This window comes from Stenotrophomonas sp. YJH_SMC_110 (assembly GCF_059369255.1).
On sequence record NZ_JCAFSM010000002.1, the window covers coordinates 393,536 to 419,951 of the forward strand.

Below are 26,416 nucleotides of genomic sequence, written 5' to 3' on the forward strand. Positions count from 1 at the left end.
CGCCGGGGTCGGCGCATGCCTACACTCGTCTGGCCCACTTTTGCAGGAAACACCGCAGCATGTCCGCTCGTCCCGGCTTCCGTTCCAACCGCAGAGAGCGCGGTGATGGCTTCGATCGCGATCGCGACGAGTCGCGCATCGACCAGTTGCGGGTACCGCCGCATTCGGTGGAAGCCGAGCAGGCGGTGCTGGGGGGGCTGATGCTGGCGCCCGAAGCGTATGACCGGGTCAATGACCAGCTGACCGAAGGCGACTTCTACCGTCGCGACCACCAGATGATCTATCGGGCGATCCGCGAGCTCTCCGAGCGCGAGCGTCCGTTCGATGCGGTGACCCTGGGCGAGTGGTTCGAGTCGCAGGGCAAGATGGAACTGGTGGGCGACGGTGCCTATCTGATCGAACTGGCCAGTACCACGCCGTCGGCTGCCAACATCGTGGCCTACGCCGAGATCGTGCGTGACAAGGCAGTGTTGCGCCAGCTGATCCAGGTGGGCACCGACATCGTCAACGACGGTTTCCAGCCCGAAGGCCGCGACAGCAGCGAGCTGCTGGCCTCGGCGGAAAAGAGCGTGTTCGCCATTGCCGAACAGGGCGCACGTGGTCGCACCGATTTCGTGGCCATGCCCGGTGCGCTGAAGGATGCATTCGAGGAGCTGCGCAATCGCTTCGAGAACGGCGGCAACATCACCGGCCTGCCGACCGGGTACACCGATTTCGATGCGATGACCGCCGGCCTGCAGCCGACCGATCTGATCATCCTCGCGGCGCGCCCGGCCATGGGCAAGACCACCTTCGCGCTGAACATCGCCGAGTACGCGGCGATCAAGTCGAAGAAGGGCGTGGCGGTGTTCTCGATGGAAATGTCGGCATCGCAGCTGGCGATGCGCCTGATTTCCTCCAATGGCCGCATCAACGCGCAGCGCCTGCGTACCGGCCAGCTGGAAGACGAGGACTGGAGCCGCGTCACCAGCGCGATCAAGATGCTGAAGGAAACCAAGATCTTCATCGACGATACGCCGGGCGTGTCGCCGGAAGTGCTGCGCTCCAAGTGCCGCCGCCTCAAGCGCGAGCATGACCTCGGCCTGATCGTGATCGACTACCTGCAGCTGATGAGCGTGCCCGGCAACAGCGAAAACCGCGCGACCGAAATCTCGGAGATCTCGCGTTCGTTGAAGGGCCTGGCCAAGGAATTGAATGTGCCGGTGATCGCGCTGTCACAGCTCAACCGCTCGCTGGAAACGCGTACCGACAAGCGCCCGGTGATGGCCGACCTTCGCGAGTCGGGCGCAATCGAGCAGGACGCGGACATGATCGTGTTCATCTACCGCGACGACTACTACAACAAGGAAAACTCGCCGGACAAGGGCCTGGCCGAGATCATCATCGGCAAGCACCGTGGTGGCCCGACCGGCTCGTGCAAGCTGAAGTTCTTCGGCGAGTACACCCGCTTCGACAACCTGGCCCACGATTCGGTCGGCTCGTTCGAATAACGGCCATGCCGGCCGCTGGCCGGCAATCGCCTCGCCTTCCGGACGGTAAACCATTCGGAACGCAAGGATTCCGCATGTGGCGTGTAAATGACATGTAACGCGCCGCTTCTACGATTCCGCCGCTGCTGCCCTTCGACGCCGCCCTTCGGCGTCCAGCGTGCCCAAGGAATCCACCTCCATGTCGTCCCACGCTTCGCATCGCCGCAATCTGCTGGCCCTGCTGGTCTGTGCTTCGCTGCCGTCGCTCGCTGCCGCTGAACCCGCCCCCGACGCACCGTCGGCGACCAACCTCGATTCGATCTCGGTGATCGGCCGCGGCGAAGCCCGCCAGGTGCAGCGCGTGACCGCCGAGGACATGAAGATCCTGCCGCCCGGTGCGAACCCACTGAAGCTGCTGGCCAGCAAGCCGGGCGTTCACTTCGAGTCGGCCGATGCCACCGGCGCCTACGAATGGTCCACCACCATCAGCCTGCGTGGCTTCAACCAGAGCCGCCTGGGCTACACGCTCGATGGCATCCCGCTGGGCAACATGGCCTATGGCAACAGCAACGGCCTGCACATCAGCCGTGCCGTGATCAGCGAGAACCTGGGCGGAGCCGAAGTGTCCACCGGCATCGGCGCGCTGGGTACGCCGTCCACCAGCAACCTCGGTGGCGTGTTCCAGTTCTATTCGATCGATCCGTCCACCGAGTACGGCGTGGTGCTGGCGCAGGGCTTCGGCAGCGACAGCGCGCGGCGCAGCTATGCGCGCCTGGAGACCGGTGAGCACCAGGGCTTTGCGGCCTACCTGTCCGGCGTGTACTCCGAAGGCGACAAGTGGAAGGGCAAGGGCTCGCAGGAGCTGAAACAGTTCAACGGCAAGGCCACCTACAATTTCGGAACGGACAGCAGGATCACCGCGCTGTTCAACGCCTCGCGCCGCGTCGAGGCGGACTACCAGGACCTGTCGCTGGAGATGATCGATCGCCTTGGCTGGGACTGGGACAACTACGCGCCGGACTGGGATCGTGCCGTCGCCGCCGCGCGCGGCAGGTTCACGGGCGGCGTCAACAGCCCCTGGGATGCGTACTACTCCGGCCACGGCCTGCGCAACGATGACCTGTCCAGCATCGCCGGCGATTTCGGCCTGAACGAGTCGATGCGGCTGAAGGTCAATGTGTACAACCACAGCAACCGCGGCCAGGGCCACTGGTTCAGCCCGTCCAATCCGTCCAACCCGGGCACCGGTCGCGAGATTCCGATCTCGATCCGCACCACCGAGTACGCGATCGACCGTACCGGCGTGACCTCGGCGTTCACCTGGAACGTCGGTGGCCACGACCTGGAAGCCGGTCTCTGGTACGAGGACAACGGCCACAGCGTGCAGCGCAACTTCTACTACATCGACGGCCCGGTCACCGATGACTTCTTCCTGCGCAACCCGGACCAGCGCGTGTGGCACCAGCGCTACACCACCATTACCCGCCAGTTCTACGTGCAGGACCGCTTCCGCCTGTTCGATGACCGGCTGACCATCGACATCGGTGCGAAGTCGCCGCACACCCGCACCCGCGTGCGCACGCCACTGGGCAGCTATGCCAACAACAGCAGCCTGACTTCGAAGAAGGGCCTGCTGCCTCAGGCGGGATTCAACTTCAAGCTCAACGAAGGCAACGAGATCTTCGGTTCGTTCGCCAGGAACATCGCCGCCTACGCGTTGGGCGTGGGCAGCCCGTTCAACGTGCCGCAGGCGGCGTTCGATGCCAGCGCGCAGGACTTGAAGCCGGAACAGTCACGCACCCTGGAACTGGGCTGGCGCGGCTACGGGAAGGGCTATGAAGCCTCGGTTGCGGTGTACGACGTCAAGTTCGACAACCGCCTGCTGGCGATCGCCCAGTGCGTGGGCATCCTCGGCTGCCCGGCGCTGTTCTCCAACGTCGGTTCGGTGACCAGCCGCGGCGCCGAGGCGACACTGCAGCTGAAGCCGATGCAGGACCTGGCCTGGTCCAACGCGCTGTCCTGGAATGACAGCACCTACGACAACGACTACGTGAACAATGGCGTGGTGCCGACCCGCGGCAAGAAGACCGTCGACACCCCCGAATGGATGTTCGCCAGCACCCTGGCCTGGACCCCGGGCCCCTGGGACATGCGCCTGTCGGCCAACCACGTCGGCAAGCGCTACGTGACCTATACCAACGACGAGTCGGTGCCGAGCTACTGGCTGGTCAATGCCTCCGTTGCCTATGACTTCGGCGCGCTGGGCCCGGCGCAGAACCTGACCATGGCGCTTAACCTGACCAACCTGACGGACAAGCGCTACCTGTCTTCGATCAACACCAACGGCACCTACGCCGCCGACCCGACCCGCAGCCTGGCGACCATGCAGGTCGGCGCGCCGCGCCAGGTGATGGCCACCGCCACCGTGCGCTTCTGATGCGCGGGCCTGTGGATCCGGAACGCCGTCGTCGCCTGCTGCGCATGGCGTGGCAGGGCACGGGGGCGGCGATCGCGCTGGCGGCGATGCCGGGGCTGGCCACGGCCGGCCCACGGCCGCGGCTGGGGCGTGATCCGTTCACCCTTGGTGTCGCCGCCGGTGATCCGGATCCACAGGGGGCCGTGTTGTGGACGCGGCTGGCGCCGGACCCGCTCAACGGCGGCGGCATGCCGTCGCGGGCGGTGCCGGTGCGCTGGTTCGTGGCCGAAGACGCCGGCATGCGCCGGCTGGTACAGCGGGGCGTCGCTGCCGCGGTGCCGGAGCTGGCCCATTCGGTGCACGTGGAGGTCAATGGCCTGCGCCCGGGCCGCGACTACTACTACCGCTTCGCCTGCGATGGCGATGAGGAAAGCGCGGTCGGCCACTTCCGCACCGCGTCGCTACCGGACACGCAGCTGCAGCAGCTGGGGCTGGCCCTGTGCACCTGCCAGGCCTGGAACAGTGGCTACTATCCGGTGCTGCGCGATATCGCACGGAGCGATGTCGACCTCGTGCTGCATGCCGGCGACTACATGTACGAATACAGCCCGCTGCAGAACGTGCGTGGCACCATGCTGGACGCGGCGCGTTTCAGTGGCGAGACGGTGAGCCTGGAGCGCTACCGTGACCAGTACGCGCTGTACAAGCTCGACCCGGATCTGCAGGCGGCCCATGCCGCACACGCCTTCGCGGTGATCTGGGACGATCACGAGGTGCAGAACGACTACTCGGGCATCCATCCGGAGAAGCCCGGCGTGTCGATCGAGGACTTCATCGTTCGCCGCGCGGTGGCCTACCGCGCGTTCTACGAACACCTGCCGATGCGCAGCACGCCTGCGGGCAATGGCGGCCTGCGCGTGCACCGGCGCCTGCGTTACGGCGATCTGGCACAGCTGACTCTGCTCGACTGCCGCCAGTTCCGCCCGGCCAATCCCTGCGGTGTGGGCGAGTCACCGCGCTGCGAAGCGGCGCTGGATCCGCGCATGAGCATGCTCGGCACGGGGCAGGAAGCGTGGTTCACGCAGTCGATGGCCGCCGCGCAGGGCACGCGCTGGAACGTGGTGGTGCAGCAGCTGCTGATGGCGCAGCTGCGGCTGGACGGCGGCACGCCACGCGAGCGCTTCTGGAACGACGCCTGGGATGGCTATCCCGCCGCACGCAGGCGTCTGCTGCAGGCGATGCAGGCAGGCGGGCAGGGCAACGCCATCGTGCTGGGCGGCGACTGGCATTCCACCTTCGTCAACGACCTGAAGCTGGATTTCGACGCGGCCAGCGCGCCGGTCGTGGCCACCGAATTCATTGCCCCGGCGATCAGCAGTGGCGGCGACGACACGCCGTACGGGCCGTACTACGGGCCATCGATTCCGCAGAACCCGCATATCCGCTATTTCGACGGCGACCGCCGCGGCTGGTGGGAGCTGCAGCTGAACCGGCAGACCGTGGACGCCGAGCTCCGCTTCGCCGACAGCGTGCTGCGCCCGGATGCCGCAGTGCGTACCGCGGCGCGATTCCAGGTGACCCATGGCCGCCCGGGCGCGGTGCAGCTCCTGTAGAGCCGAGCCTACGCTCGGCTGTCGCGCGCAGCGCGGGTTTTCTGTGATCGCAACGAAGAGCAGCCGAGCGCGGGCTCGGCTCTACAACGACGGCCCTGCACCGGATTTCATCGCCCCCAGCCCGGGTTTCGTCGCAAACCGTTTGCCGGCGGCAAGGGCGGGGCGCCAAGGTGTCCGCAGGCGGCAGGGTGCCGCCCCAAGGAGACCGTGATGAAGACCCTGTTCGCGCTCGGTGTGTGGTGCCTGCTGTTCGTGCTGTGCTGGCCGCTGGCGATCCTCGCCCTGATCGCCTGGCCGCTCGTGTGGCTGCTGAGCCTGCCGTTCCGCCTGGTCGGCATCACCTTCTCGGCGTTGTTCGCCTTCCTGCGCGCGCTGTTCATGCTGCCGGCGCGGTTGCTTGGCGGCCGGGCGGTTCCCGCATGAGGAGGGTGCTGCTGGCCGGTCTGGTCCTGTTGCCAGGCCCGGTGCTGGCCGCACCCCCGGCACCCCCGTCGGCGTGGCTGGAGCGCGAGCAGAGCGCTGCGGCTGACGAAGCCAATGCAGCGGCGGTCCCTGCGCCGAAAGCCGAGGCGCGCTGCCGGGTGGTCAAGCAATGGAAGGCCGGCGATACGGTGATACAGCACAGGGTCTGTGAGGATCCACCGAAGAAGCCGGCTGGAAAGGTGTAGCGCCGAGCCCATGCTCGGCGGCCTTTGCAGGGCAGCCGAGCGTGGGCTCGGCGCTACAGGGAAACGGGCAACAAAAAACCCCGCCGAAGCGGGGTTTTTCGTCTGCAGGTGAGTGCCGACCAACGGTCGGCACCTACCATGATGCCGATCAGTTCGCCTTGTGGATGGCGCGCTTGCTGACCGCCATCGCCGCGTCGTGGACCACTTCCGACAGCGACGGGTGGGCGTGGCAGATGCGGGCCAGGTCATCGGCCGAACCACTGAACTCCATGGTCAGCACGCCTTCGTGCACCAGCTCGGAGACGTTGGCGCCGACCAGGTGCATGCCGAGGATGCGATCGGTTTCGGCATGGGCCAGGATCTTCACGAAGCCTGCAGGCTCGATCATCGCCACGGCACGACCGTTGGCGGCGAACGGGAAGCTGCCGGCCTTGTACGGAATGCCTTCGGCCTTCAGCTGCGCTTCGGTCTTGCCGACCCAGGCCAGTTCCGGTTCGGTGTAGATGACCCACGGGATGGTGTCGAAGTTGACGTGGCCCGGCAGGCCGGCGATCAGCTCAGCCACCGCGATGCCTTCCTCGAAGCCCTTGTGCGCCAGCATCGGGCCGCGCACGCAGTCGCCGACTGCCCACACACCGTTGACGCCGGTGTGGCAGTGCGCATCGACTTCGATCTGGCCGCGCTCGTTGATCTTGACGCCGGTGCCTTCGGCCAGCAGGCCCTTGGTGGCGGCGCGACGGCCAACGGCCACCAGCAGCTTGTCCACGGTCAGGGTCTTTTCGCCTTCCGCGTCGGTGTAGGTGACGATGACTTCCTTCTTCTTGCCCTTGCCGGTGATCTCGGTCTTGGAGACCTTGGCATTGAGCTTGATGTCCAGGCCCTGCTTCTTGAATTCCTTGGCAGCCGCCTTGGCCACTTCCGCATCGGCAGCCGCCAGGAACTCCGGCATGGCTTCCAGGATGGTGACTTCAGCGCCCAGGCGCTTCCACACGCTGCCCAGTTCCAGGCCGATCACGCCGGCGCCGATCACGGCCAGGCGGTTCGGCACTTCGGTGAAGTCCAGGCCGCCAACGTTGTCGACGATGGTCTCGCCGTCGAACTTGGCGAACGGCAGTTCGATCGAATCCGAACCGGCCGCGATGATGACGTTGGTGCCCTTCAGCTCGACGATGGAACCGTCATGCTGGGTGACCTTGACCACGTTGCCCGGCTGCAGTTCACCGAAGCCGTAGTAGGCGGCGACCTTGTTGGCCTTGAACAGCATGCCGATGCCGCCGGTGAACTGCTTGACGATCTTGTCCTTGCGGCCAACCATCGCCTCGACGTCGATCTTGGCATCCTTGAAGCTGATGCCGTGGTCGCCAAAGATGTGGCCCATGTTCCAGAACTGGCGCGAGGAATCCAGCAGCGCCTTGGACGGGATGCAGCCCACGCGCAGGCAGGTGCCGCCGAGGGCCGGCTTGCCGTCCTTGCCCAGCGCTGCATCGATGCAGGCGGTCTTCAGGCCCAGCTGGGCCGCGCGGATGGCAGCGTGGTAACCGGCCGGGCCGGCACCGATGACGACGACGTCGAATTGTTCAGCCATTGAATTATTCCTTGATGCATTACCAGAACCCCTCCGCGCAGGCGCGGAGGGGCGGGAGGTGTCTTACAGGCCGAACAGCATGCGGCCCGGGTTTTCCAGCTGGTTCTTGATGTCCACCAGGAACTGCACCGAGTCCTTGCCGTCGATGATGCGGTGGTCGTAGGACAGCGCCAGGTACATCATCGGCGCGATCACGACCTGGCCGTTCTGGGCGATCGGACGCTCCTTGATGGCGTGCATGCCCAGGATGGCGCTCTGCGGCGGGTTGATGATCGGGGTCGACAGCAGCGAACCGAAGGTGCCGCCGTTGGTCACGGTGAAGGTGCCGCCCTGCAGTTCTTCCAGGCCCAGCTTGCCGTCACGGGCCTTCTTGGCGTAGTCGGCGATGGTCTTCTCGATGTCGGCGAACGACATGCGCTCGACGTTGCGCAGCACCGGCGTGACCAGGCCCTTCTCGGTCGAGACGGCGATCGAGATGTCCGAGTAGCCGTGATAGATGATGTCGTCGCCGTCGATCGAGGCGTTGACCAGCGGGAAGCGCTGCAGCGCGTTGGCGGCGGCCTTCACGAAGAAGCTCATGAAGCCCAGCTTGATGCCGTGTGCCTTGACGAACTCGTCCTGCAGTTCCTTGCGCGCCGCCGACACCTTGGACAGGTCGACTTCGTTGAAGGTGGTCAGCATCGCGGTGGAGTTCTTCGACTCCATCAGGCGCTCGGCGATGCGCTTGCGGATGCGGGTCATCGGCACGCGCTCTTCCGGGCGTGCGCCACCGGCCTTGCCGGCGCCGCCGTTGCGGGCGAAGTTGACGATGTCTTCCTTGGTGACCGCGCCGCGACGGCCGGTGCCGTCGACATCGGCCGGGTTCACGCCTTCAGTGATGGCGGTGAAGCGGGCGCCCGGCGGCAGCGCATCGGCGGCCGACTTGGCGGCCGGGGCCGGCGCAGCGGCAGCGGCCGGAGCCGGAGCGGCGGCGGCCGGAGCAGCGGCCGGAGCGGCCTCGGCGGTCGGTGCCGGAGCAGCTGCAACGGCGCCTTCCTCGATGATCGCCACGACCTGGCTGGAGGTCACGGTCGAGCCTTCGGCGAACTTGATTTCCTTCAGCACGCCGTCGACCGGCGACGGCACTTCCAGGACGACCTTGTCGGTTTCCAGGTCAAGCAGGTTTTCGTCGCGCTTGACGGCGTCGCCCACCTTCTTGTGCCAGGTGGCGATGGTGCCGTCGGCGACGGATTCGGGCAGTACCGGGGCTTTGACTTCGGTGGCCATTGCGGGAGCTTCCTGGTTTGTCTTCTAAATAGGGGGAGGATTATTCAGCGAACGTGTCGTTGAACGGGTTGACCAGTGCGTCGGCGATCAGCTGCTGCTGCTCGCGGACGTGGTCAGCCATGTGACCGGCAGCCGGCGAGGCCGAACGTGCGCGACCGGCGTAGTGCAGGTTCTGGCCATCGGCCAGGCAGAACTGCAGGTGGTGGCGGATCTGGTACCACGCGCCCTGGTTCTGCGGTTCTTCCTGCGTCCACACCACGTCGGTGGCCTTGCCGTACTTCTTCAGTTCGGCCGCCAGCAGCGCACGCGGGAACGGATACAACTGCTCCACGCGGATGATCGCCACGTCGTCCTGGCCACGCTTGATCTGGTCCTCCAGCAGGTCGTAATAGACCTTGCCCGAGCACAGCACCACGCGCTTGACCTTCTTGGCGTCTGCGTTGGCGTCGCCGATCAGGTGCTGGAACTCGCCGTTGGCCAGCTCGTCCAGGGTCGACACGGCCAGCTTGTGGCGCAGCAGCGACTTCGGCGACATCACCACCAGCGGCTTGCGGGTGGTCATGTGCAGCTGGCGACGCAGCATGTGGAAGGCCTGGGCCGGGGTCGACGGCACGACCACCAGCATGTTCTCCAGCGCGCACAGCTGCAGGAAGCGCTCCAGGCGCGCCGAGCTGTGTTCCGGGCCTTGCCCTTCATAGCCATGCGGCAGCAGCAGGGTCAGGCCGGAAATGCGGCCCCACTTGGCTTCACCGGCGGCGATGAACTGGTCGATCACCACCTGGGCACCGTTGGCGAAGTCGCCGAACTGGCCTTCCCAGATGCACAGCGTGTTCGGATCGGTGGTGGAGAAGCCGTACTCGTAGGCCATCACCGCTTCTTCGCTCAGCAGCGAATCGATGACGGTGGCCTTCTCCGGCGAATCCACCAGCTGCCGCAGCGGCATGTAGTAGTTGTCGGTCTTCTGGTCGTGCAGGATCGCGTGGCGATGCGTGAACGTACCGCGGCCCACGTCCTGGCCGACCAGGCGCAGTGCATGGCCTTCATCGAGCAGGGTGGCGTAGGCCAGGTTCTCGGCAAAGCCCCAGTCGCCCGGGATCTCGCCGGCGGCCATCTTGCGGCGGTCGTCATAGACCTTGGCCACGCGCGAGTGCAGCTGCACTTCATCGGGAATGGTGTTGATCAGCTTGGCCAGCTCGACCAGCTTGTTCTTCTCGACCTTGGTCGAGACCGGGTCGGACAGCTTGCCTTCCAGCAGCTTCGGCCAATCGACGAACAGCGGGCTGCTCGGCGGGGTCTTCTCGACCTTGGCCAGCTCGGTGGTCACTTCACCGGCGTCCAGCTTCTCGCGGTAGGCATCGACCATCGCCTTGCCGGCGCCGGCGGCGATCACGCCCGCCTTTTCCAGCTGCTCGGCGTACATCTCGCGGGTGGTCGGGTGCTTGCGGATCACCTGGTACATCAGCGGCTGGGTGATCGCCGGTTCGTCGGCCTCGTTGTGGCCCCAGCGGCGGTAGCACATCAGGTCGATGACCACGTCCTTGGCGAACGTCTGGCGGAACTCGAAGGCCAGCTGTGCGGCGAACACCACTGCTTCCGGGTCATCGCCGTTCACGTGCAGCACCGGGGCGGCAATCATCTTCGCCACGTCGGTGGCATAGCGCGTGGAACGCGTATCCAGCGGGTTGGAGGTGGTGAAGCCGACCTGGTTGTTGACCACGATGTGCACGGTGCCGCCGACGGCGAAGCCGCGGGCCTGCGACATCTGGAACAGTTCCATGACCACGCCCTGGCCGGAGAAGGCCGCGTCGCCGTGGATCAGGATCGGCATGACCTGCTTGCGCGCGGTGTCCTTGCGGCGCTCCTGGCGCGAACGCACGGAACCGGCCACGACCGGGTCGGCGATTTCCAGGTGCGACGGGTTGAACGCCAGCGCCAGGTGCACCGGGCCGCCATCGGTGGCGACGTCGGCGGAGAAGCCCATGTGGTACTTCACGTCGCCGGCCGAGGCGTGCTCGTCGTGCTCGAACTTGCCTTCGAACTCGTCGAACAGCTTGCGCGGGTTCTTGCCCAGGGTGTTGACCAGCACGTTCAGGCGGCCACGGTGGGCCATGCCGATCACCACATCCTTGACGCCATCCTTGCCGGCGTTGCGGATGATGGTGTCCATCATCGGGATCAGCGAATCGCCGCCTTCCAGCGAGAACCGCTTCTGGCCGACGTACTTGGTGTGCAGGTAGCGCTCCAGGCCTTCGGCCGCAGTCAGGCGCTCCAGGGTGCGGCGCTGGGTGTCAGCGTCCAGCTGGTAGTTGCCACCGGCCGCTTCCAGCTTCTTGTAGATCCACTGGCGCTGCTCGACCTCGGAGATGTGCATGAACTCCGCACCGATCGAGCCGGTGTAGGTCGCCTTCAGGCGTGCCAGCAGGTCGCGCAGCTTCATGCGCGGCTGGCCGCCGACGCCGCCGGTGCTGAACTCGCTGTTGAGGTCGGCATCGGACAGGCTGTGGAACGGCAGGCCCAGATCCGGGGTATTGACCGGTGCGGCCAGGCCCAGCGGATCGAGGCGGGCGTCCAGGTGGCCGCGCGAACGGTAGGCGGTGATCAGACGACCGACATTGCGCTCGCGCTCGTCGCCTGCACCGTTACCGGTACCGGCCTTCGGCGCATCCTTGGCCGCGTCCGCAATGTGGGAGATGACGGCCGAGTGCGGAATGTCACCTGCTTCGCGGCCCTTGAAGCCGTCGAAGTAGGTTTTCCATTTGGGATCGACACTATCCGGGGAGACCAGGTACTGCTCGTACAGGTCCTCGACATAGGAGGCGTTGCCGCCGGCGAGTTGCGAAGATTGCGCAAACTGCTTCAGTTGATTGTCCACGATGGAGGGTGTTGATTCGCTTTGTGGGGTATGGCTTCAGAAGGACCCGGCAGGAAGATGAATAGCCCTGCGCGGGCGCGTTCAAACAGCCAAATTGTACCCCCAACCGGACACGAAGGGGCACCACCACAGGTATCCCGCGTCCGCCGATGCCGGTTCCAGACAGGTTCGGTCGGCTGTGCCGACTCAGATGCCGAGCGCACGCAGTTCGCTGCAGACGCGCGAACGGTCCCAGACACGCTGCAATTGCTGCTCGAACGGCTGCGAACGTGCTGGCAGCGCGATGCCGGCCTCGCCGTCGAGGCGATGGCCGATCAGACGAAAGTAGAAGTCGCCCGCATCGTTGAGCAGGCAGGCCGAGGCCAGCGCGCGGTCGACCGGATCGCTGACCTCGCGGAACTGGACCACGCTGGGCAGGCGCTGGGCCAGCGCCAGCAGCGGCGACCCGGCAGACGCGATCGCGGCGGCGTCGTGCACGATCACCCGCAGCTGCTTGTCGTGGCGGGCGGTGACGAAGCGGCGCAGGGCGGACTGTGCCGGGGGCGCGTCGAGCAGCCCCGGGTCCAGTTGGCGGCTGTGCAGCCACAGCTGGCGACGGGCGCGGTGGATGATGGCCGTGGTGATCGCCACCGCCTCGACGCGGCTGTCGATGGCGCTGGCCACGCCCAGCCGGCGGCGCATCTGCTGGTGTCCGATGCCGGCTTCCTCGAACACCTCGCCCTCGGGCAGGAAGCCCTGGCGTGCATAGAAATCGCGCGCGGGCAGCTGGGCGTGCAGGTGCAGTTCGGCCAGGCCGAGCCGGCGCCCGGCTTCGACCAGGGCCGCCAGCAGGGCCTCGCCGACCCCGTTGCTGCGATGGGTGGCCAGCACGGCCATGCGGCCGATGCGGCCGTCCGGAGCCAGCCTGCCGGTGCCGACCGGCTGGCCGTCACTGTCCAGCGCCAGCACATGGGCACTGACCGGGTCCAGCGCATCGCGTTCCAGCTCGGCGGCGATGCCCTGTTCCTGCACGAACACGCGTTGGCGCACGTCGTGGATGGCAACGTGGGCGTCGGCGTGGCTGACCTGCTGGACCCGGATCATGACGATGGCTCAGGCCCGGCCGGTGCTGTCGTCTTCGTCGTCGTCCTCGAAGTTGACGATGACCTCGATACCGTCGTCGTGCACGGTCACGGAGTGGACATCGTCGGACACCGCGTCGGCGTCGATCGCCTCGACGCGGTCGCGGCCTTCGACGACCTCGCCGAGCACCACGGCATCCTCGCTGTCTTCCTCGTCTTCGGCCTCGTACACCTCATTCGGGTCGATCAGCTGGAACACACCACCGACCAGCAGCTGCTGGACCACGGCACGGCCCTTGTCGGACAGGCCGCGATAGGCGGCGGCGTCGAGCTGCTCGGCGCCGGCCAGTCGCTGCGCGTCCTTCACCGGCAGCGCGAAGTCCTGGCCGCTGACATACAGGCTGGCGCCACGCTTGGCCCGGCGCCAGGCCAGGCGGGCCCACGGGTGGCGCTGCAGCAGCATGCCCGAGGCCAGCGCTTCGACCACTTGCTCCGCGGCCGGCGCAGCCTGGTGGGCCATCACTTCGCCGGCGGCGCGGTAGGTGGTGATGAAGCGGCCGAACCAGTCACCCAGCTTGTCCGGGTCGTTCATGCGGATGGCGTTGAGGGCGGCGATCACCCGCGCCATCGCCACCGTGTCGATTTCGTTCGGGTCGGCCGGCACCTTCAGGTCGGCATCCTGGTAGCGGATGTTCTCATCGGCATCGGCGATCAGGGTGTCCAGATAGTCGCTGATCAGCTCGGCAGAAGACGGCGCACGCATGCCGAACGAGAAGGTCAGGCAGGGGTCTTCGGCGACGCCGTGGTGCGGCACGTTCGGCGGCAGGTACAGCATGTCGCCCGGCGCCAGCACCCAGTCGTGGGTGGGCTTGAACACCTTCAGCAGTTTCAGCTCCACGTCCGGGCGGAAGCCCAGCGGCGGCTGCCTGCCCTTGATCGATTCGCTCGCATCGATCTGCCAGCGACGGTGGCCGTGGGCCTGCAGCAGGAACACGTCGTACTGGTCGACATGGGCGCCGACCGAGCCGCCGGTGGCGGCGAAGCTGATCATCACGTCATCCATGCGCCAGCGCGGCAGGAAGCTGAAGTGTTGGATCAGGGCGCGCACGTCCGGGTCCCACTTGTCCACGTCCTGCACCAGCAGGGTCCAGTCGTGGTCGGGCAGGGCGGGGAACACGTCTTCCTGGAACGGGCCGGTGCGCACGCGCCAGCCGTCCTGGGCCTTGTCGTGCTCGATCAGGCGCGCCAGCACACCTTCCTCGCAGGCCAGCCCGGCCAGGTCTTCCGGCTGTACCGGGGTCTGGAAATCCGGGAAGGCATTGCGGATCAGCAGCGGGCGCTTCTGCCAGAAGTCGCGCAGGAAGGTGGCCGGCGCCATGCCGAGCGGCTGGCCAGGGCGGGCGGTGACTTCGATCAGGGGGGCGGAGGACTTGCGGGCGGCCATGGGGGAATCCTTGCAGCGGAAAGCGGGAGGGGCGGCGTGGCGAGCCGCCAAGGGTTCCATTGTCCGCCGTTCGTCGGGATTGCGCACGTGCGGTGGTTTGTCGCGGGGTGTCCGGCCAACGGCGGAGCCCCTCGTGGCGGGTGACAGTTTCCTGCGCGGCCCGCCACGGAATGGAAGAAGAAGATCAAAGGCAACAGCGGGTCGCGCGCTGCGCTTGCTCATGCCCTTGTAGAGCCGAGCCCACGCTCGGCTTGCTGTTGCCCACGCCCAAAAGCAGCCGAGCACGGGCTCGGCTCTACAAAAGACCCTCAAACAAAGACGGACGCGGCGAAGCCGCGTCCCTCTTTCAAATTCCGTCCCGACAACCCAATGCTCTTCGATCCGTCACCGGGAATCTGCCAGAGGTGGGGCGGGAGGGGCCAGCGGGACCGTTGGCGCCATGGATGGCGCCATCGAGCCCCCATGGATGGGTTCACGGCGTGTCCCGCTGGCCCCTCCCGCCCCACCCAGCTAGCAGCAATCCAGAGCCGCTCTTGACGTTGCTATTGCCGTTGCCGTTGCCTGCCGCAGGCAGCGCCCGCGGCCGCCGCCGCAAAGGAATCCCCTTAAATCTTCTTCGCCAGCGACTCAGCCAGGCCGGTGTAGCTGCCCGGGGTCATCTCCAGCAGGCGCTGCTTCGCATCCGCCGGCAGCTCCAGCCCCTGCACGAACGCACGCATCGACTCGGCGGTGATGCCCTGGCCGCGGGTCAGCGCCTTCAGCTGCTCGTACGGGTTCGGCAGGCCGTGGCGGCGCATCACCGTCTGCACGGCCTCGGCCAGCACTTCCCAGGCCGCGTCCAGATCGGCGTCCAGGCGCTGCGGGTTCACTTCCAGCTTGCCCAGGCCCTTGGCCAGCGAATCCAGTGCCACCTGGCTGTGGCCGAACGCGGTGCCCAGCGCACGCAGCACGGTGGAATCGGTCAGGTCACGCTGCCAGCGGCTGATCGGCAGCTTCGCGCTGAAGTGCTCGAACAGCGCGTTGGCGATGCCGAAGTTGCCTTCCGCATTCTCGAAATCGATCGGGTTGACCTTGTGCGGCATCGTCGACGAACCAACTTCGCCTTCCTTCAGGCGCTGCTTGAAGTAGCCCAGCGAAACGTAGCCCCAGATGTCACGGGCCAGGTCGATCAGGATGATGTTGGCGCGGCGTGCGGCATCACCGATCTCGGCGATGTTGTCGTGCGGCTCGATCTGCGTGGTGTACGGGTTGAACACCAGGCCCAGGCCGGTCACGAAGCGCTCGGCGAAGGCTGGCCAGTCCACGTCCGGGTAGCTGGCGATGTGGGCGTTGTAGTTGCCCACCGCGCCGTTGATCTTGCCGGTCAGTTCGACCGCGGCAATCTGCCGGCGCTGGCGCTCAAGGCGCGCGACCACGTTGGCCAGTTCCTTGCCCAGGGTGGTCGGCGAGGCGGTCTGGCCGTGGGTGCGCGACAGCATCGGCTGGCCAGCCTGGGTGTGGGCCAGGGTGCGCAGGGTGCTGGCGATGCCGTCCAGGGTAGGCAACAGCACCTCGCGGCGCGCCTGTTCCAGCATCAGGCCGTAGCTGAGGTTGTTGATGTCTTCGCTGGTGCAGGCGAAATGCACGAATTCCAGCGCCGACGCCAGCTCGGCGTCGTCCTTCAGCTGTTCCTTGATGAAGTACTCCACCGCCTTGACGTCATGGTTGGTGGTGCGCTCGATCTCCTTCACGCGCGCGGCCTGGGCCGGGCTGAAGCTGGCGGCCAGCGCGCGCAGGCGGGCGATGGCAGCGTCGGAGAACGGAGCCAGTTCGACGATGCCCGGCTCGGCGGCCAGGGCCAGCAGCCATTCCACCTCGACCGTGATGCGGGCCTTGATCAGGCCGTACTCGGAGAAGATCGGGCGCAGGGCGTCGACCTTGCCGGCATAGCGGCCATCGAGCGGGGACAGGGCGAGCAGGGCGGAATCGGACATGTCGGCAGGGCTGGGACGAGCGGCGGGGCCGATATTCTACGACGTGCCGGCGGGGCGTGCCCTGTAGAGCCGAGCCCACGCTCGGCTGCTTCGGAGAATCCGGCGCCCCGCGGGCAGCCGAGCATGGGCTCGGCTCTACAACACGGCCCTGCGGACGGAACGATCTGGCCCGTCCTCGTCATCCCACGCTGCGGGCAAGGGAGTATCGTTGGCGCAGCCGCCAGCCCGGGAAGCGACACCCTGCCAGCCGCCGCTTCCCTTTCCCCAACTGAAGTAGTGCGGAGTTGATGCAATGAGCAGAGCTGCAAGCAAGGGTTTCAGAATCGAACACGACAGCATGGGCGAGCTGCAGGTGCCTGCCGACGCCCTGTGGGGCGCGCAGACCCAGCGTGCCGTGCAGAATTTCCCGGTGTCGGGCCAGCGCATGCCGCGCGGTTTCATCCGTGCCCTGGGCCTGGTCAAGGGCGCTGCCGCTGGCGTCAACGCCGAGCTGGGCCATCTGCCCAAGAACGTGGCCAAGGCCATCCAGACCGCTGCCGCCGAAGTGGCCGCCGGCACCTGGGACGCGCAGTTCCCGATCGACGTCTACCAGACCGGTTCTGGCACGTCCTCGAACATGAATGCCAACGAGGTCATCGCCACCCTGGCCAACCGTGCCGGCAAGGCGGGCAAGACCGCGGTGCACCCCAATGACCACGTCAACCAGGGGCAGAGCTCCAATGACGTGATCCCGACCGCGTTGCGCGTATCGGCGGTACTGGCGGTACATGAGCAGCTGCTGCCGGCGCTGGTGCACCTGCGCAAGACCCTCGACAAGAAGGGCCGCAGCCTGCGCAAGGTGGTCAAGACCGGCCGCACGCACCTGATGGATGCGATGCCGCTGACCTTCGAGCAGGAGTTCGGCGCATGGTCGGCACAGCTGGCCTCGGCACAGGAACGCATCGAAGACAGCCTCAAGCGTGTGCGCCGGCTGCCGCTGGGCGGCACCGCCATCGGTACCGGCATCAATGCCGACCCGCGCTTCGGCGCGCAGGTGGCCAAGGCGTTGAAGCAGCAGACCGGGTTCAAGTTCGACAGCGCCGAGAACAAGTTCGAGGGCCTGGCCGCGCAGGATGACGCGGTGGAACTGTCGGGCCAGCTCAATGCACTGGCGGTGGCGCTGATCAAGATCGCCAACGATCTTCGCTGGATGAACGCCGGTCCGCTGGCCGGGCTGGGCGAGATCGAACTGCCGGCGCTGCAGCCGGGCAGCTCGATCATGCCGGGCAAGGTCAACCCGGTGATTCCGGAAGCGACGGTGATGGCCTGCGCGCAGGTGATCGGCCACCACACCGCGATCACCGTGGCCGGGCAGACCGGCAACTTCCAGCTCAATGTCACCCTGCCGCTGATCGCGGTGAACCTGCTGGATGGCATTGGCCTGCTGGCCAATGTGTCTCGCCTGCTGGCCGACAGCGCGATTGCCGGGCTGAAGGTGCGTGAGGATCGCGTTGCCGAAGCATTGGCGCGCAACCCGATCCTGGTCACCGCGCTGAACCCGATCATCGGCTACGAGAAGGCGGCGGCGATTGCCAAGCGTGCCTACAAGGAGCAGCGTCCGGTGCTGGATGTCGCGCTGGAGGACAGCGGCCTGGATGAAGCCGAGCTGCGCCGCCTGCTGGACCCGGCCGCACTGACTGCCGGTGGCATCCACGCGGGGGGCGGTGGCGGCGGCGGTTGATCTGCCGGTCGTAGGGCCGAGCCCATGCTCGGCTGCTTCCTGGACCTGGGCCGAGCATGGGCTCGGTTCTACAAGAGGAAACGCCGCCCAGGGGGCGGCGTTTTTTCAGCGACGGTCGGCGACGATGTTGCCGAAGGTGTCGGTGTAGTCCTTGAACTCGGGGATGCGCTGGACCAGGTCGGCCGGGATCACTTCCATGCCTTCCGGCGGCTGGATCTTCACCGGCTGCATGTTGGGATCGGCCGGGGCGGCGACCAGGGTGTTCTGGCGCAGCACCTGCAGCTTGCCGAACATGGTCTGCAGCATCTGCTTCTGTGCCTCGTCCAGCGGAATCTGGATCTCGTCCACCTTCATCGAACCATCGCCGAGGATGATGATGTTCGGCGCCGGCGGGCGACGCACAGTGACCATGCCTTCGCTGACGGAGATCTTTGGCTTGCCGCGCTCGGCGCGGTGGTTGCGGTAATCCTTGTCACAGCCGACCAGGCCCAGGCAGAGCAGGGCGGCCAGCAGCAGGAACAACTTCTTCATGGCATTCGGTTCGGGGGCCTCCGGGGCCGCCATTGTAAGCCGGCCGGCGCACGACGGCCGGCAGCGGGGCGCCGCTGCCGGCCGGGTGCGCTGATCTGTCACAGGCCTAGCGCTGGACCACGGTGTCCTTGCCGCAGTCGTCGACGTCACTCTGGTCCATCGTTGCGTAGGGCTTGAACGCCGGCAGCTCGCGCGCCAGTGCCTGCTGGCTGGCCAGCATCGCCGGCAAGCGGTTGCAGATGCGCTTGGCCTGGGCTTCGATCTTCTCCGCCTCGGCATTGATCCGCTTCTCGATGCCTTCGCTGTCGCCGCTGAAGATGCCCTTCAGTGCCTCTCCGGCAGCGCTGGCGCCGAGCTTGGCGCCGGCCAGGCCGACATCCATGCCGTCCATCGCAATGGCGACGACGTGGCCGCGGTACTCCAGCAACCGCTGTCGCTGGGCCTCGTTGGCCGGCACGTCCTTGCCGTCGATCAGCAGGTGGCCATCCGGCGTGATCTCCGCACGCGGCTGCTTGTCGGCGGAGATGTTGATGTTGCCCTGGGTGATGTCCTTGCGGGCATCAACCATGGCCTCCTTGACGGTCTGGCCGACGCCGCTGGTGGCTTCGGCGACGCTTTTGCCGACGGTCTTGTCGGGCGTGGAAGAAGTGCCGCCGCAGGCGATCAGCGGCAGGCACAGCAGGATGGCAGGCAGCGGGCGCAGCAGGTTCATGGCAACTCCCTCGAATTGGTCCGGTGGCGGTTACTTGTTGCGGGGCAGGGTGACCGTGCCGCCGACGTTGCGGTGGCCGACATCGCCGCTGCCGCTGTGGTCGACGGTCAGGCTGCCGCGCACGCCGTCGACCTGGATGTCGCCCGAACCATGGCTGCGCACGTGCACGTTGCCGCCGATGTCGGACAGATCGACATCGCCCGAGCCGACCACGCCGACCTCGACGTTGCCTTGCACGCGCTTGAACCCGATGTCGCCGGAACCGACCGTGTCCAGCCGGGCGTTGCCGCGGACATCGCTGATCTTCAGGTCACCGGAGCCGACGGTGCCGGTGACCGCATCGCCGCCGATGTTGCGCGCCTTGACGTCGCCGGAGCCGAGCGACAGCAGGTTCAGCGAGCCGCCACCGTCGATGTCCAGGTCACCCGAACCCACCGCTGCGTGGATGCTGCCGCGGGTGCCGCGAACGATCGCGTCGCCCGAGCCGACGTCCACGCTCAGCGATTGGGCGTTGTCCACGCTGGCATCGCCGGAGCCGACCTTGAGCTGCAGGGGCAGGTTGTCGGGCACGCTGCCGCGGATGTCGAGCCACGCATAGCTGTTGCCCAGGCTGATGCCGCTGTGGCGGCCGTCGCGGCGCAGGCTGACGACCAGCTTGTCGCCTTCCCTGCGCTGCTCCAGTACCAGCTGGTCCAGCCATTCCTGGCTGGAGGCGCAGGCGCGGCCATCGAGCTGGCCACCGCCCTTGCTGGCGACGACCTTCAGGTCATGCTGGTTCACCTCCAGCACCACCGCCTTGGCGCCGGCCACATCCAGCTTCAGCGTGCGGGCGGCGGTGAACTTGCAGTTCGGAGCATCGGCGGCCAGCGCCGACAGAGGCAACAGCAACAACGCAGAACAGGCGAGCAGGGAACGCATGGGTGGTGCCTCCGGGTGGATGGAATCAGATCTCGCCGGCGCGCTTGCGCAGGCGGATGGCGAGGACGATGAACACGACACCGACGGCGGCACCGATCCATAGTTCCGGCATCGCCAGCGACTTCAGCTGCGAGGCCGGCGACATCAGGCTGACCACCGATTCGAGATCGCGACGCGTGCCTTCCTCGGCGCTGAGGCGATACACCAGGTCGGTGCCCGGCACGCCACCCAGCAGCAGGCGGCCAACGATGTTCTGCCAGAACCAGCCGGTGGTCAGGCCGATCAACGGCATCACCTTGGTGGTGCTGACAATGACGCCGGCGAACAGCGGCAGCATCACCGCCCACAGGAACGGTTTGGTGCGGGCCCAGGCCGAGCACAGCAGCAGCCAGCCGGCGGTGGGCAGGGCCCACAGGGCGTAGACCGGAATCCAGGCCAGGTGACCGGCGGCCAGGGTCAACGGGCTGGCCGGGCCCCAGATCAGGGTCATCGGGCTGCCACCGTGCATCAGCGCGACGATGCTGATCACCAGCATGAAGCCGAACATGGTGATGATGCCGGCGATCACCGCGATCATCGGGGCCACGACCAGTGCGCTGATCACCTTGGACAGCACGGTCTGGGTGTCCGACAGCGGCAGCGACTTCCAGAACAGGATGCTGCGGTCGCGACGGTCGTCGTACAGGGCGCCCAGGCAGTAGAAGAACACCACGAAGGCCAGCACCAGGAACGGCCAGGCCGAGCTGAGCACCAGGGTCAGGTCGAGGCCGTTGCCGAGGTCGGCCAGGTCCTTGGCGCTGATGTCCCGGGTCAGCAGGGCCAGGTCCAGGCCGTTGATGTTCACGCTCTCGCCGTCGACATGCAGTGCGCCGTTGCGTGCTGCACGGTTCAGTGCAAACAGGCCGAAGGCGATGCCGACGGTGCTCATCACCAGCGAGATCAGGCCGGCGATCAGCGGCGCATACAGGAAACCGCCACGGTTCTCCCAGTACTCGCGCTTGAGCAGCCAGCGCAGGGTGCCCATCGGGCTGACGGGGTGGTTGACGGCAGTCATGCGTAGGTCCCCTTCATGATGGCGACGAACAGATCGGCCAGGCCCGGGCTGCGGGTCTCGCCAAGGGTGGAGAGCTGGGTGCGCGGCACACCGTCGAACAGCATTACGGTCTTGCCGAACGTCAGGCTGCGCTCGTCGATCGGCTTCAGCGCACGCGCGGTCTCCAGCTGGTCGGCGTTGACCAGAAGCTCGGTGTAGCGCTGGCCGACATCGTCCATTTCTGCATCGAGCACGATGCGACCATCACGGATGAACATGACGTCGCTGAGGATGTGCTCGATCTCCTCCACCTGGTGGGTGGTGACGATGATGGTCTTCTGTTCGTCGAAATAATCTTCCAGCAGGCGCTGGTAGAACTCCTTGCGGTACAGGATGTCCAGGCCCAGGGTGGGCTCGTCCAGCACCAGGATGCGCGCATCGATGGCCATCACCAGCGCCAGGTGCAGCTGCACGATCATGCCCTTGGACAGTTCGCGCACGCGCTGCTTCGGCTGCAGCTTGGTGTTGGCCAGGAAACGCTCGCAGCGGGCACGGTCGAAGCGCGGATGGACACCGGCGACGAAATCGATCGCTTCACGGACCTTCAGCCAGCGCGGCAGCACGGCGACGTCGGCAATGAAGCAGATGTCGTTCATCAGCGCGTCGCGGTGCTGCCGCGGGTCGCGGCCGAGCACGCTCAACTCACCTTCCACCGAGGTCAGGCCGAGGATGGCCTTCAGCGCGGTGGTCTTGCCGGCGCCGTTGGGCCCGATCAGGCCGACGATGCGCCCGCTTGGAATGCTGAAGCTGGCATTGTCGAGGGCCACGGTGGTCTTGTAGGCCTTGCGCAGGCCTCGGGCGGTGATGACCGGTTCACTTGCAGTGCTATTCATCAGACTTTCCCCTGGGGCAGCAATTCGTCGAGGCTCAGGCCCAGGCGCTGGATGCGCTCCAGCACCGCCGGCCATTCTTCGTTGAGAAAGCGCTCGCGCTCGCTGCTGCGCAGCTGCGTGGCCGCCTGCTCGGTCATGAACATGCCCAGGCCGCGGCGCTTCTCGACCAGGCCTTCATCGGCCAGTTCCTGGTAAGCGCGCGAAACGGTGATGGGGTTGAGCTGGTAGTCGGCGGCCACCTGGCGCACCGAAGGCAGGGCATCGCCCGGCTTGAGGATTCCGTCGAGCATCATGGCGATCACGCGCTCCTTCAACTGACGGTATATGGGAGCGCCGTCGCTCCACTGGATGTCGCTCATATTCAGCTCCGTGGGGTCAGCGGCTGTGCGAACGAGAAGTACGGCATGGACAGGGAGCTGTGCAGCCGACGCGGGGGAGAGGGGGAGGGATCGGCGTTCCCGGCCGGCGAAACGGATGCATCCTGCGCACTGTCGGCGGAGGCGGGAGCGGTTGGCATGGCCAGCCAGGCCAGCACGATCAGGGCCGAAACGGCAGCGGCCGCGGGTGCGGTGAGGTTGCGACGGATCCGGGCGTTCATGGCTCCCCCTGTCTCAGGTGACTGGTGTTGTATGCAACTATAACACCGGCACGCCCACGTGCAACCCCTTGCCGTGCCCAACTGATGGCAGGGGTGGTCAAACCGCTGAAATATCCCCTTATCCCCTTGATTGAAAAGGGAAACGGGAATTGTCGTGCGGGCCGATCACGCCCTGCCTTCCATTCAGCGTTGTCCATGCTATGTCATCCCTGCGCCGTTGAGGGTGGGTCCTCCCGGGAAAGGCCACGCCGCGCAAAGCCGCCGGCGCCCGCCGCAACAAGGGGCAACGGAGCCCGGTGCTATAGTTCGGCCGATTCCCGGCCGCTATCGGCCGGCCCTGTGAATGGCTACCGCGGACTGCTCTCGATGCCCCTGCCGACCGTTGTTCCGCGCCGACTGCGCGGCCTGTCCCTGTTGACCCTGCTGGTGGCCGGCCTGGCCGGTTCCGCCCATGTGCTGGCGGCCGATCTTCTGGACCTGGACTATCGCCCGCTGGCAAGCAAGCAGCAGGTCAACCTGCAGCAGCGCTACCACGGGCAGGTGCTGCTGGTGGTCAATACCGCAAGCAAGTGCGGCTATACCCCCCAGTACGAAGGCCTGGAGGCGCTGCAGAAGCGTTATGCCGGCCGCGGCTTTGCCGTGCTGGGTTTCCCGTCCAACGATTTCAAGGGCCAGGAACCGGGTGACGAGAAGCAGATCCAGGATTTCTGCACGCTTACCTATGGCGTCAAGTTCCCGATGTTCGAGAAGGTGCACGTCGTCGGTGCGGAGGCCACGCCGCTGTACCAGCGGTTGACCGCAGCCACCGGCGTGGCGCCGGGCTGGAACTTCCACAAATATCTGGTCGGCCGCGATGGCAAGGTCATCGCCCAGTTCGCCAGCAAGGTGACGCCGGACGATCCACAGCTGACCGCCGCCATCGACAAGGCGCTGGCCGTCGCTCCTACGCATTGATATCCGGCACGGATGCCTCGACATCGACGGCATGCGTGCGACAATGCTTCTTTTCGCGCCGACGTCGGCGCCCAGACACTTCCAGGAATGCAGCGAATGAAGATGGGAATGCGCGGCGCCGCGGCGTCGGTTCTGATTCTGGCGATGGGCACTTCGGGTGTCGCTCTGTCGCAACAACCGGCTGCCCCCGCAGCCGCCAAGGAGACCGCAACCTTGAATTCCCCCAAGCAGAAGCTCGGCTACGCCATCGGCCTGGACGTCGCCAAGTCGTTCACCCCGATCGCCGATGAGATCGATGTGGCCGCGCTGCGCACCGCCGTGGAACGTTCGTTCGAAGGCCTGCAGCCGCAGATCACCCAGGAACAGGCCAAGGCCACCGATGCCGCACTGCGCCAGGTCGTGATGGCCCGCAGCGGGCAGCAGGTGCCGGGCATGGCGCCGGGTTCGCAGCCGCCGAAGGTCGACCGCGTCAAGGTGTCGCAGATGATCGGTTCCTACTCGGTCGGCCCGTCGCTGGCACAGCTGAAGGACGACATCGATGTCGCCTCGCTGTTTGACGCGATCAGCACCGGCCTGAGCAAGGGTCAGCCGAAGATGACGGAAGCTGACGCGACCGCCACCATCCAGGCGTTCATGGGCAGCAAGCAGGCCGAAATGCAGGCCAAGGCCGCCGCTGCCGCGCAGACCAACCGCGAGGAAGGCAATGCGTTCCTGGCCAAGAACAAGACCCAGCCGGGCGTGGTGACCACCCCGTCGGGCCTGCAGTACCAGGTCATCCGCCCGGGCAGCGGCGAGCGTCCGCTGCCGAGCAGCAAGGTGCGCGTGAACTACGAAGGCAAGCTGCTCAACGGCACCGTGTTCGACAGCTCCTATGGTCGTCAGCCGGCCGAGTTCGGCCTGGACCAGGTGATCAAGGGCTGGACCGAAGGCGTCGCGCTGATGCCGGTCGGTTCGAAGTACCGCTTCTGGATCCCGGGCGAGCTCGCCTACGGTGAGAACGGCACCCCGGGTGGCCCGATCGGCCCGAACGCGACTCTGACGTTCGACGTCGAGCTGCTGGGCGTCCTGCCGTAAGCGACCACGGAGCCAGCACGGACATGCGCGTTGCGATTTTCGGTACCGGTTACGTAGGGCTGGTGACCGGTACCTGCCTGGCCGATGTCGGCCACCAGGTGGTCTGCGTCGATATCGACCAGGCCAAGGTCGATGGCCTCAACCAGGGCATCATCCCGATCTATGAGCCGGGCCTGGAACCGATGGTGAAGGCCAATCACGCCGCGTCGCGGCTGACGTTCACCACCGATGCCGCAGCCGCGATCGGCCACGGCCAGGTCGTGTTCATCGCCGTCGGCACGCCGCCGGACGAGGATGGCAGCGCTGATCTGCAGTACGTGCTGGCCGTGGCCCGCACCATCGGCCAGCACATGAGCGTGCCGACCGTGGTGGTCAACAAGTCGACGGTGCCGGTGGGCACCGCCGACAAGGTCCGTGCCGCCATTGCCGCAGAGCTGGCGGCACGTGGCGCCGACATCGCCTTCGACGTGGTGTCCAACCCGGAATTCCTGAAGGAAGGCGACGCCGTTGCCGACTGCATGCGTCCGGATCGCATCATCATCGGTGCGACCAGCGCCGAGTCGGTGGCGGTGATGCGGCGCCTGTATGCACCGTTCAACCGCAACCACGACCGCGTGGTGGAAATGGACGTGCGTTCGGCCGAGCTGACCAAGTACGCCGCCAACGCGATGCTGGCGACCAAGATCTCGTTCATGAACGAAATCGCCAACATCGCCGAACGTGTCGGCGCCGATGTGGAGCAGGTCCGCCAGGGCATCGGCTCGGATCCGCGCATCGGCTGGCATTTCATCTACCCGGGCGCCGGCTATGGTGGCTCGTGCTTCCCCAAGGATGTGCAGGCGCTGGCCCGCACCGCGCAGCAGGCCGGCCTGGAGCCTAAACTGCTGAACGCCGTGGAAGCGGTCAACGATGCGCAGAAGGGCCATCTGTTCGCCCTGGTCCAGCGCCATTACGACAAGGGCGAGGACGAAGGCGTGCGTGGCAAGACCTTTGCCGTGTGGGGCCTGGCATTCAAGCCAAACACCGACGACATGCGCGAAGCCTCCAGCCGACGCCTGCTGGCGCAACTGTGGGAAGGCGGTGCGACGGTGCGTGCCTACGATCCGGAAGCGATGCATGAGGCGCAGCGCATCTTCGGTGAACGCGATGACCTGGTGTTCTGCAGCAATGCCAACGAGGCGCTGCAGGGCGCCGATGCACTGGTCGTGGTGACCGAGTGGAAGCAGTTCCGCAGCCCCGATTTCCAGACGCTGCGCGAGCAGTTGAAGGACGCGGTGGTGTTCGACGGCCGCAACCTGTACGAGCCGGCGGACGTGGAAGCAGCGGGCCTGGCGTATTACGGCATTGGCCGGGGGCGCTCGCTGCATGTCTGATCTGCTGCCAACCGAACGCGAGCAGGCGCTGGAAGCGCGCCTGGTCGAACTGGAAATGCGCGTGTCCTTCCAGGAACAGGCGCTGGCCGAACTGAGCGATGCGCTGGCCGATGCCCGCATGCAGGGCATGCGCAACGCCGACGTGCTGCGCGTGCTGCTGGAAGATCTGGGCAAGGTCCGCAACGCGCTGAATTCTTCCGATCCGGCGAGCGAACCGCCGCCGCCGCACTACTGATCCGAATC

General features: G+C 66.5%; 23 protein-coding genes. 10 read left to right on the plus strand and 13 right to left on the minus strand.

All coding sequences use genetic code 11. From position 1 onward, the window contains the following. The first annotated feature begins 59 nt into the window (after positions 1-59). The 5 genes from AC5P6H_RS06485 to AC5P6H_RS06505 all read left to right on the plus strand — a co-directional run bounded on the left by AC5P6H_RS06485 (position 60) and on the right by AC5P6H_RS06505 (position 6,166). The gene (locus AC5P6H_RS06485) at positions 60-1,490 is read left to right on the plus strand and encodes a replicative DNA helicase (RefSeq protein WP_014647708.1); all 1,431 of its coding nucleotides are present in this window, start codon (positions 60-62) and stop codon (positions 1,488-1,490) included. 178 nt (positions 1,491-1,668) lie between these two features. Beyond that, complete coding sequence (locus AC5P6H_RS06490; protein ID WP_495202400.1) at positions 1,669-3,906, plus strand: TonB-dependent receptor family protein; 2,238 nt, start codon at positions 1,669-1,671, stop codon at positions 3,904-3,906. Next, on the plus strand, positions 3,906-5,498 hold the full coding sequence (locus AC5P6H_RS06495; RefSeq protein WP_495202401.1) for an alkaline phosphatase D family protein: 1,593 nt from the start codon (positions 3,906-3,908) through the stop codon (positions 5,496-5,498). Before AC5P6H_RS06490 ends, AC5P6H_RS06495 begins: the two co-directional genes overlap by 1 nt. 210 nt (positions 5,499-5,708) lie before the next feature. Continuing rightward, on the plus strand, positions 5,709-5,921 hold the full coding sequence (locus AC5P6H_RS06500) for a hypothetical protein (protein WP_032958903.1): 213 nt from the start codon (positions 5,709-5,711) through the stop codon (positions 5,919-5,921). Further along, a complete protein-coding gene (locus AC5P6H_RS06505; protein WP_495202402.1) occupies positions 5,918-6,166 on the plus strand; it encodes a hypothetical protein in 249 nt (82 codons plus the stop codon). Before AC5P6H_RS06500 ends, AC5P6H_RS06505 begins: the two co-directional genes overlap by 4 nt. 148 nt (positions 6,167-6,314) lie before the next feature. Here AC5P6H_RS06505 and lpdA read toward each other — a convergent pair whose 3' ends face one another. From lpdA to purB, 6 genes are all read right to left on the minus strand, one after another. Next, positions 6,315-7,751: a dihydrolipoyl dehydrogenase gene (gene lpdA / locus AC5P6H_RS06510; protein ID WP_014647703.1), complete on the minus strand. Its 1,437-nt coding sequence runs from the start codon at positions 7,749-7,751 to the stop codon at positions 6,315-6,317. A 63-nt stretch (positions 7,752-7,814) separates the two neighbouring features. Then, entirely contained in the window at positions 7,815-9,017 is a 1,203-nt protein-coding gene (gene sucB / locus AC5P6H_RS06515) for a dihydrolipoyllysine-residue succinyltransferase (RefSeq protein ID WP_014647702.1), read from the minus strand. A gap of 40 nt (positions 9,018-9,057) precedes the next feature. Beyond that, positions 9,058-11,889 carry a 2-oxoglutarate dehydrogenase E1 component gene (locus AC5P6H_RS06520; protein WP_495202403.1) on the minus strand — a complete coding sequence of 944 codons (2,832 nt, stop codon included), beginning with the start codon at positions 11,887-11,889 and terminating at the stop codon, positions 9,058-9,060. Between the two features lie 186 nt (positions 11,890-12,075). Continuing rightward, the gene (locus tag AC5P6H_RS06525) at positions 12,076-12,972 is read right to left on the minus strand and encodes a GNAT family N-acetyltransferase (protein ID WP_111206019.1); all 897 of its coding nucleotides are present in this window, start codon (positions 12,970-12,972) and stop codon (positions 12,076-12,078) included. A gap of 9 nt (positions 12,973-12,981) precedes the next feature. Continuing rightward, positions 12,982-14,394, minus strand: a complete 1,413-nt coding sequence (locus AC5P6H_RS06530) for a ribosomal protein uL16 3-hydroxylase (RefSeq protein WP_134809078.1) — start codon at positions 14,392-14,394, stop codon at positions 12,982-12,984. Positions 14,395-14,999: 605 nt separating this feature from the next. Further along, on the minus strand, positions 15,000-16,367 hold the full coding sequence (purB, locus tag AC5P6H_RS06535) for an adenylosuccinate lyase (protein WP_495202404.1): 1,368 nt from the start codon (positions 16,365-16,367) through the stop codon (positions 15,000-15,002). A 292-nt stretch (positions 16,368-16,659) separates the two neighbouring features. Between purB and AC5P6H_RS06540 the strand changes: the two genes are divergently transcribed. After that, positions 16,660-18,087, plus strand: a complete 1,428-nt coding sequence (locus AC5P6H_RS06540; protein ID WP_495202405.1) for a class II fumarate hydratase — start codon at positions 16,660-16,662, stop codon at positions 18,085-18,087. A 105-nt stretch (positions 18,088-18,192) separates the two neighbouring features. Here the strand turns inward: AC5P6H_RS06540 and AC5P6H_RS06545 are convergent, their stop codons facing one another. The 7 genes from AC5P6H_RS06545 to AC5P6H_RS06575 all read right to left on the minus strand — a co-directional run bounded on the left by AC5P6H_RS06545 (position 18,193) and on the right by AC5P6H_RS06575 (position 22,772). Continuing rightward, positions 18,193-18,618, minus strand: coding sequence for a hypothetical protein (locus AC5P6H_RS06545; protein WP_014647695.1), 426 nt, complete (start codon positions 18,616-18,618; stop codon positions 18,193-18,195). 106 nt (positions 18,619-18,724) lie between these two features. Next, entirely contained in the window at positions 18,725-19,330 is a 606-nt protein-coding gene (locus tag AC5P6H_RS06550) for a YggN family protein (RefSeq protein ID WP_445391794.1), read from the minus strand. Between the two features lie 30 nt (positions 19,331-19,360). Beyond that, positions 19,361-20,248: a GIN domain-containing protein gene (locus AC5P6H_RS06555; RefSeq protein WP_014647693.1), complete on the minus strand. Its 888-nt coding sequence runs from the start codon at positions 20,246-20,248 to the stop codon at positions 19,361-19,363. Between the two features lie 25 nt (positions 20,249-20,273). Then, the gene (locus tag AC5P6H_RS06560; protein WP_014647692.1) at positions 20,274-21,302 is read right to left on the minus strand and encodes an ABC-2 transporter permease; all 1,029 of its coding nucleotides are present in this window, start codon (positions 21,300-21,302) and stop codon (positions 20,274-20,276) included. After that, a complete protein-coding gene (locus AC5P6H_RS06565; protein ID WP_014647691.1) occupies positions 21,299-22,174 on the minus strand; it encodes an ABC transporter ATP-binding protein in 876 nt (291 codons plus the stop codon). Before AC5P6H_RS06565 ends, AC5P6H_RS06560 begins: the two co-directional genes overlap by 4 nt. After that, entirely contained in the window at positions 22,174-22,533 is a 360-nt protein-coding gene (locus AC5P6H_RS06570; protein ID WP_005410261.1) for a GntR family transcriptional regulator, read from the minus strand. The genes AC5P6H_RS06565 and AC5P6H_RS06570 overlap by 1 nt, the downstream gene beginning before the upstream one ends. A gap of 2 nt (positions 22,534-22,535) precedes the next feature. Beyond that, positions 22,536-22,772, minus strand: coding sequence for a hypothetical protein (locus tag AC5P6H_RS06575; protein ID WP_495202406.1), 237 nt, complete (start codon positions 22,770-22,772; stop codon positions 22,536-22,538). Positions 22,773-23,138: 366 nt separating this feature from the next. Between AC5P6H_RS06575 and AC5P6H_RS06580 the strand changes: the two genes are divergently transcribed. The 4 genes from AC5P6H_RS06580 (at position 23,139) to AC5P6H_RS06595 (ending at position 26,408) form a co-directional block, all read left to right on the plus strand. Next, positions 23,139-23,726 carry a glutathione peroxidase gene (locus AC5P6H_RS06580; protein WP_014647689.1) on the plus strand — a complete coding sequence of 196 codons (588 nt, stop codon included), beginning with the start codon at positions 23,139-23,141 and terminating at the stop codon, positions 23,724-23,726. A 96-nt stretch (positions 23,727-23,822) separates the two neighbouring features. Continuing rightward, entirely contained in the window at positions 23,823-24,800 is a 978-nt protein-coding gene (locus AC5P6H_RS06585; protein ID WP_032962085.1) for an FKBP-type peptidyl-prolyl cis-trans isomerase, read from the plus strand. A gap of 23 nt (positions 24,801-24,823) precedes the next feature. Continuing rightward, positions 24,824-26,173, plus strand: a complete 1,350-nt coding sequence (locus AC5P6H_RS06590) for a UDP-glucose dehydrogenase family protein (protein ID WP_032962083.1) — start codon at positions 24,824-24,826, stop codon at positions 26,171-26,173. Continuing rightward, on the plus strand, positions 26,166-26,408 hold the full coding sequence (locus AC5P6H_RS06595) for a SlyX family protein (RefSeq protein ID WP_005410256.1): 243 nt from the start codon (positions 26,166-26,168) through the stop codon (positions 26,406-26,408). The genes AC5P6H_RS06590 and AC5P6H_RS06595 overlap by 8 nt, the downstream gene beginning before the upstream one ends. The last annotated feature ends 8 nt before the right edge of the window (positions 26,409-26,416 follow it).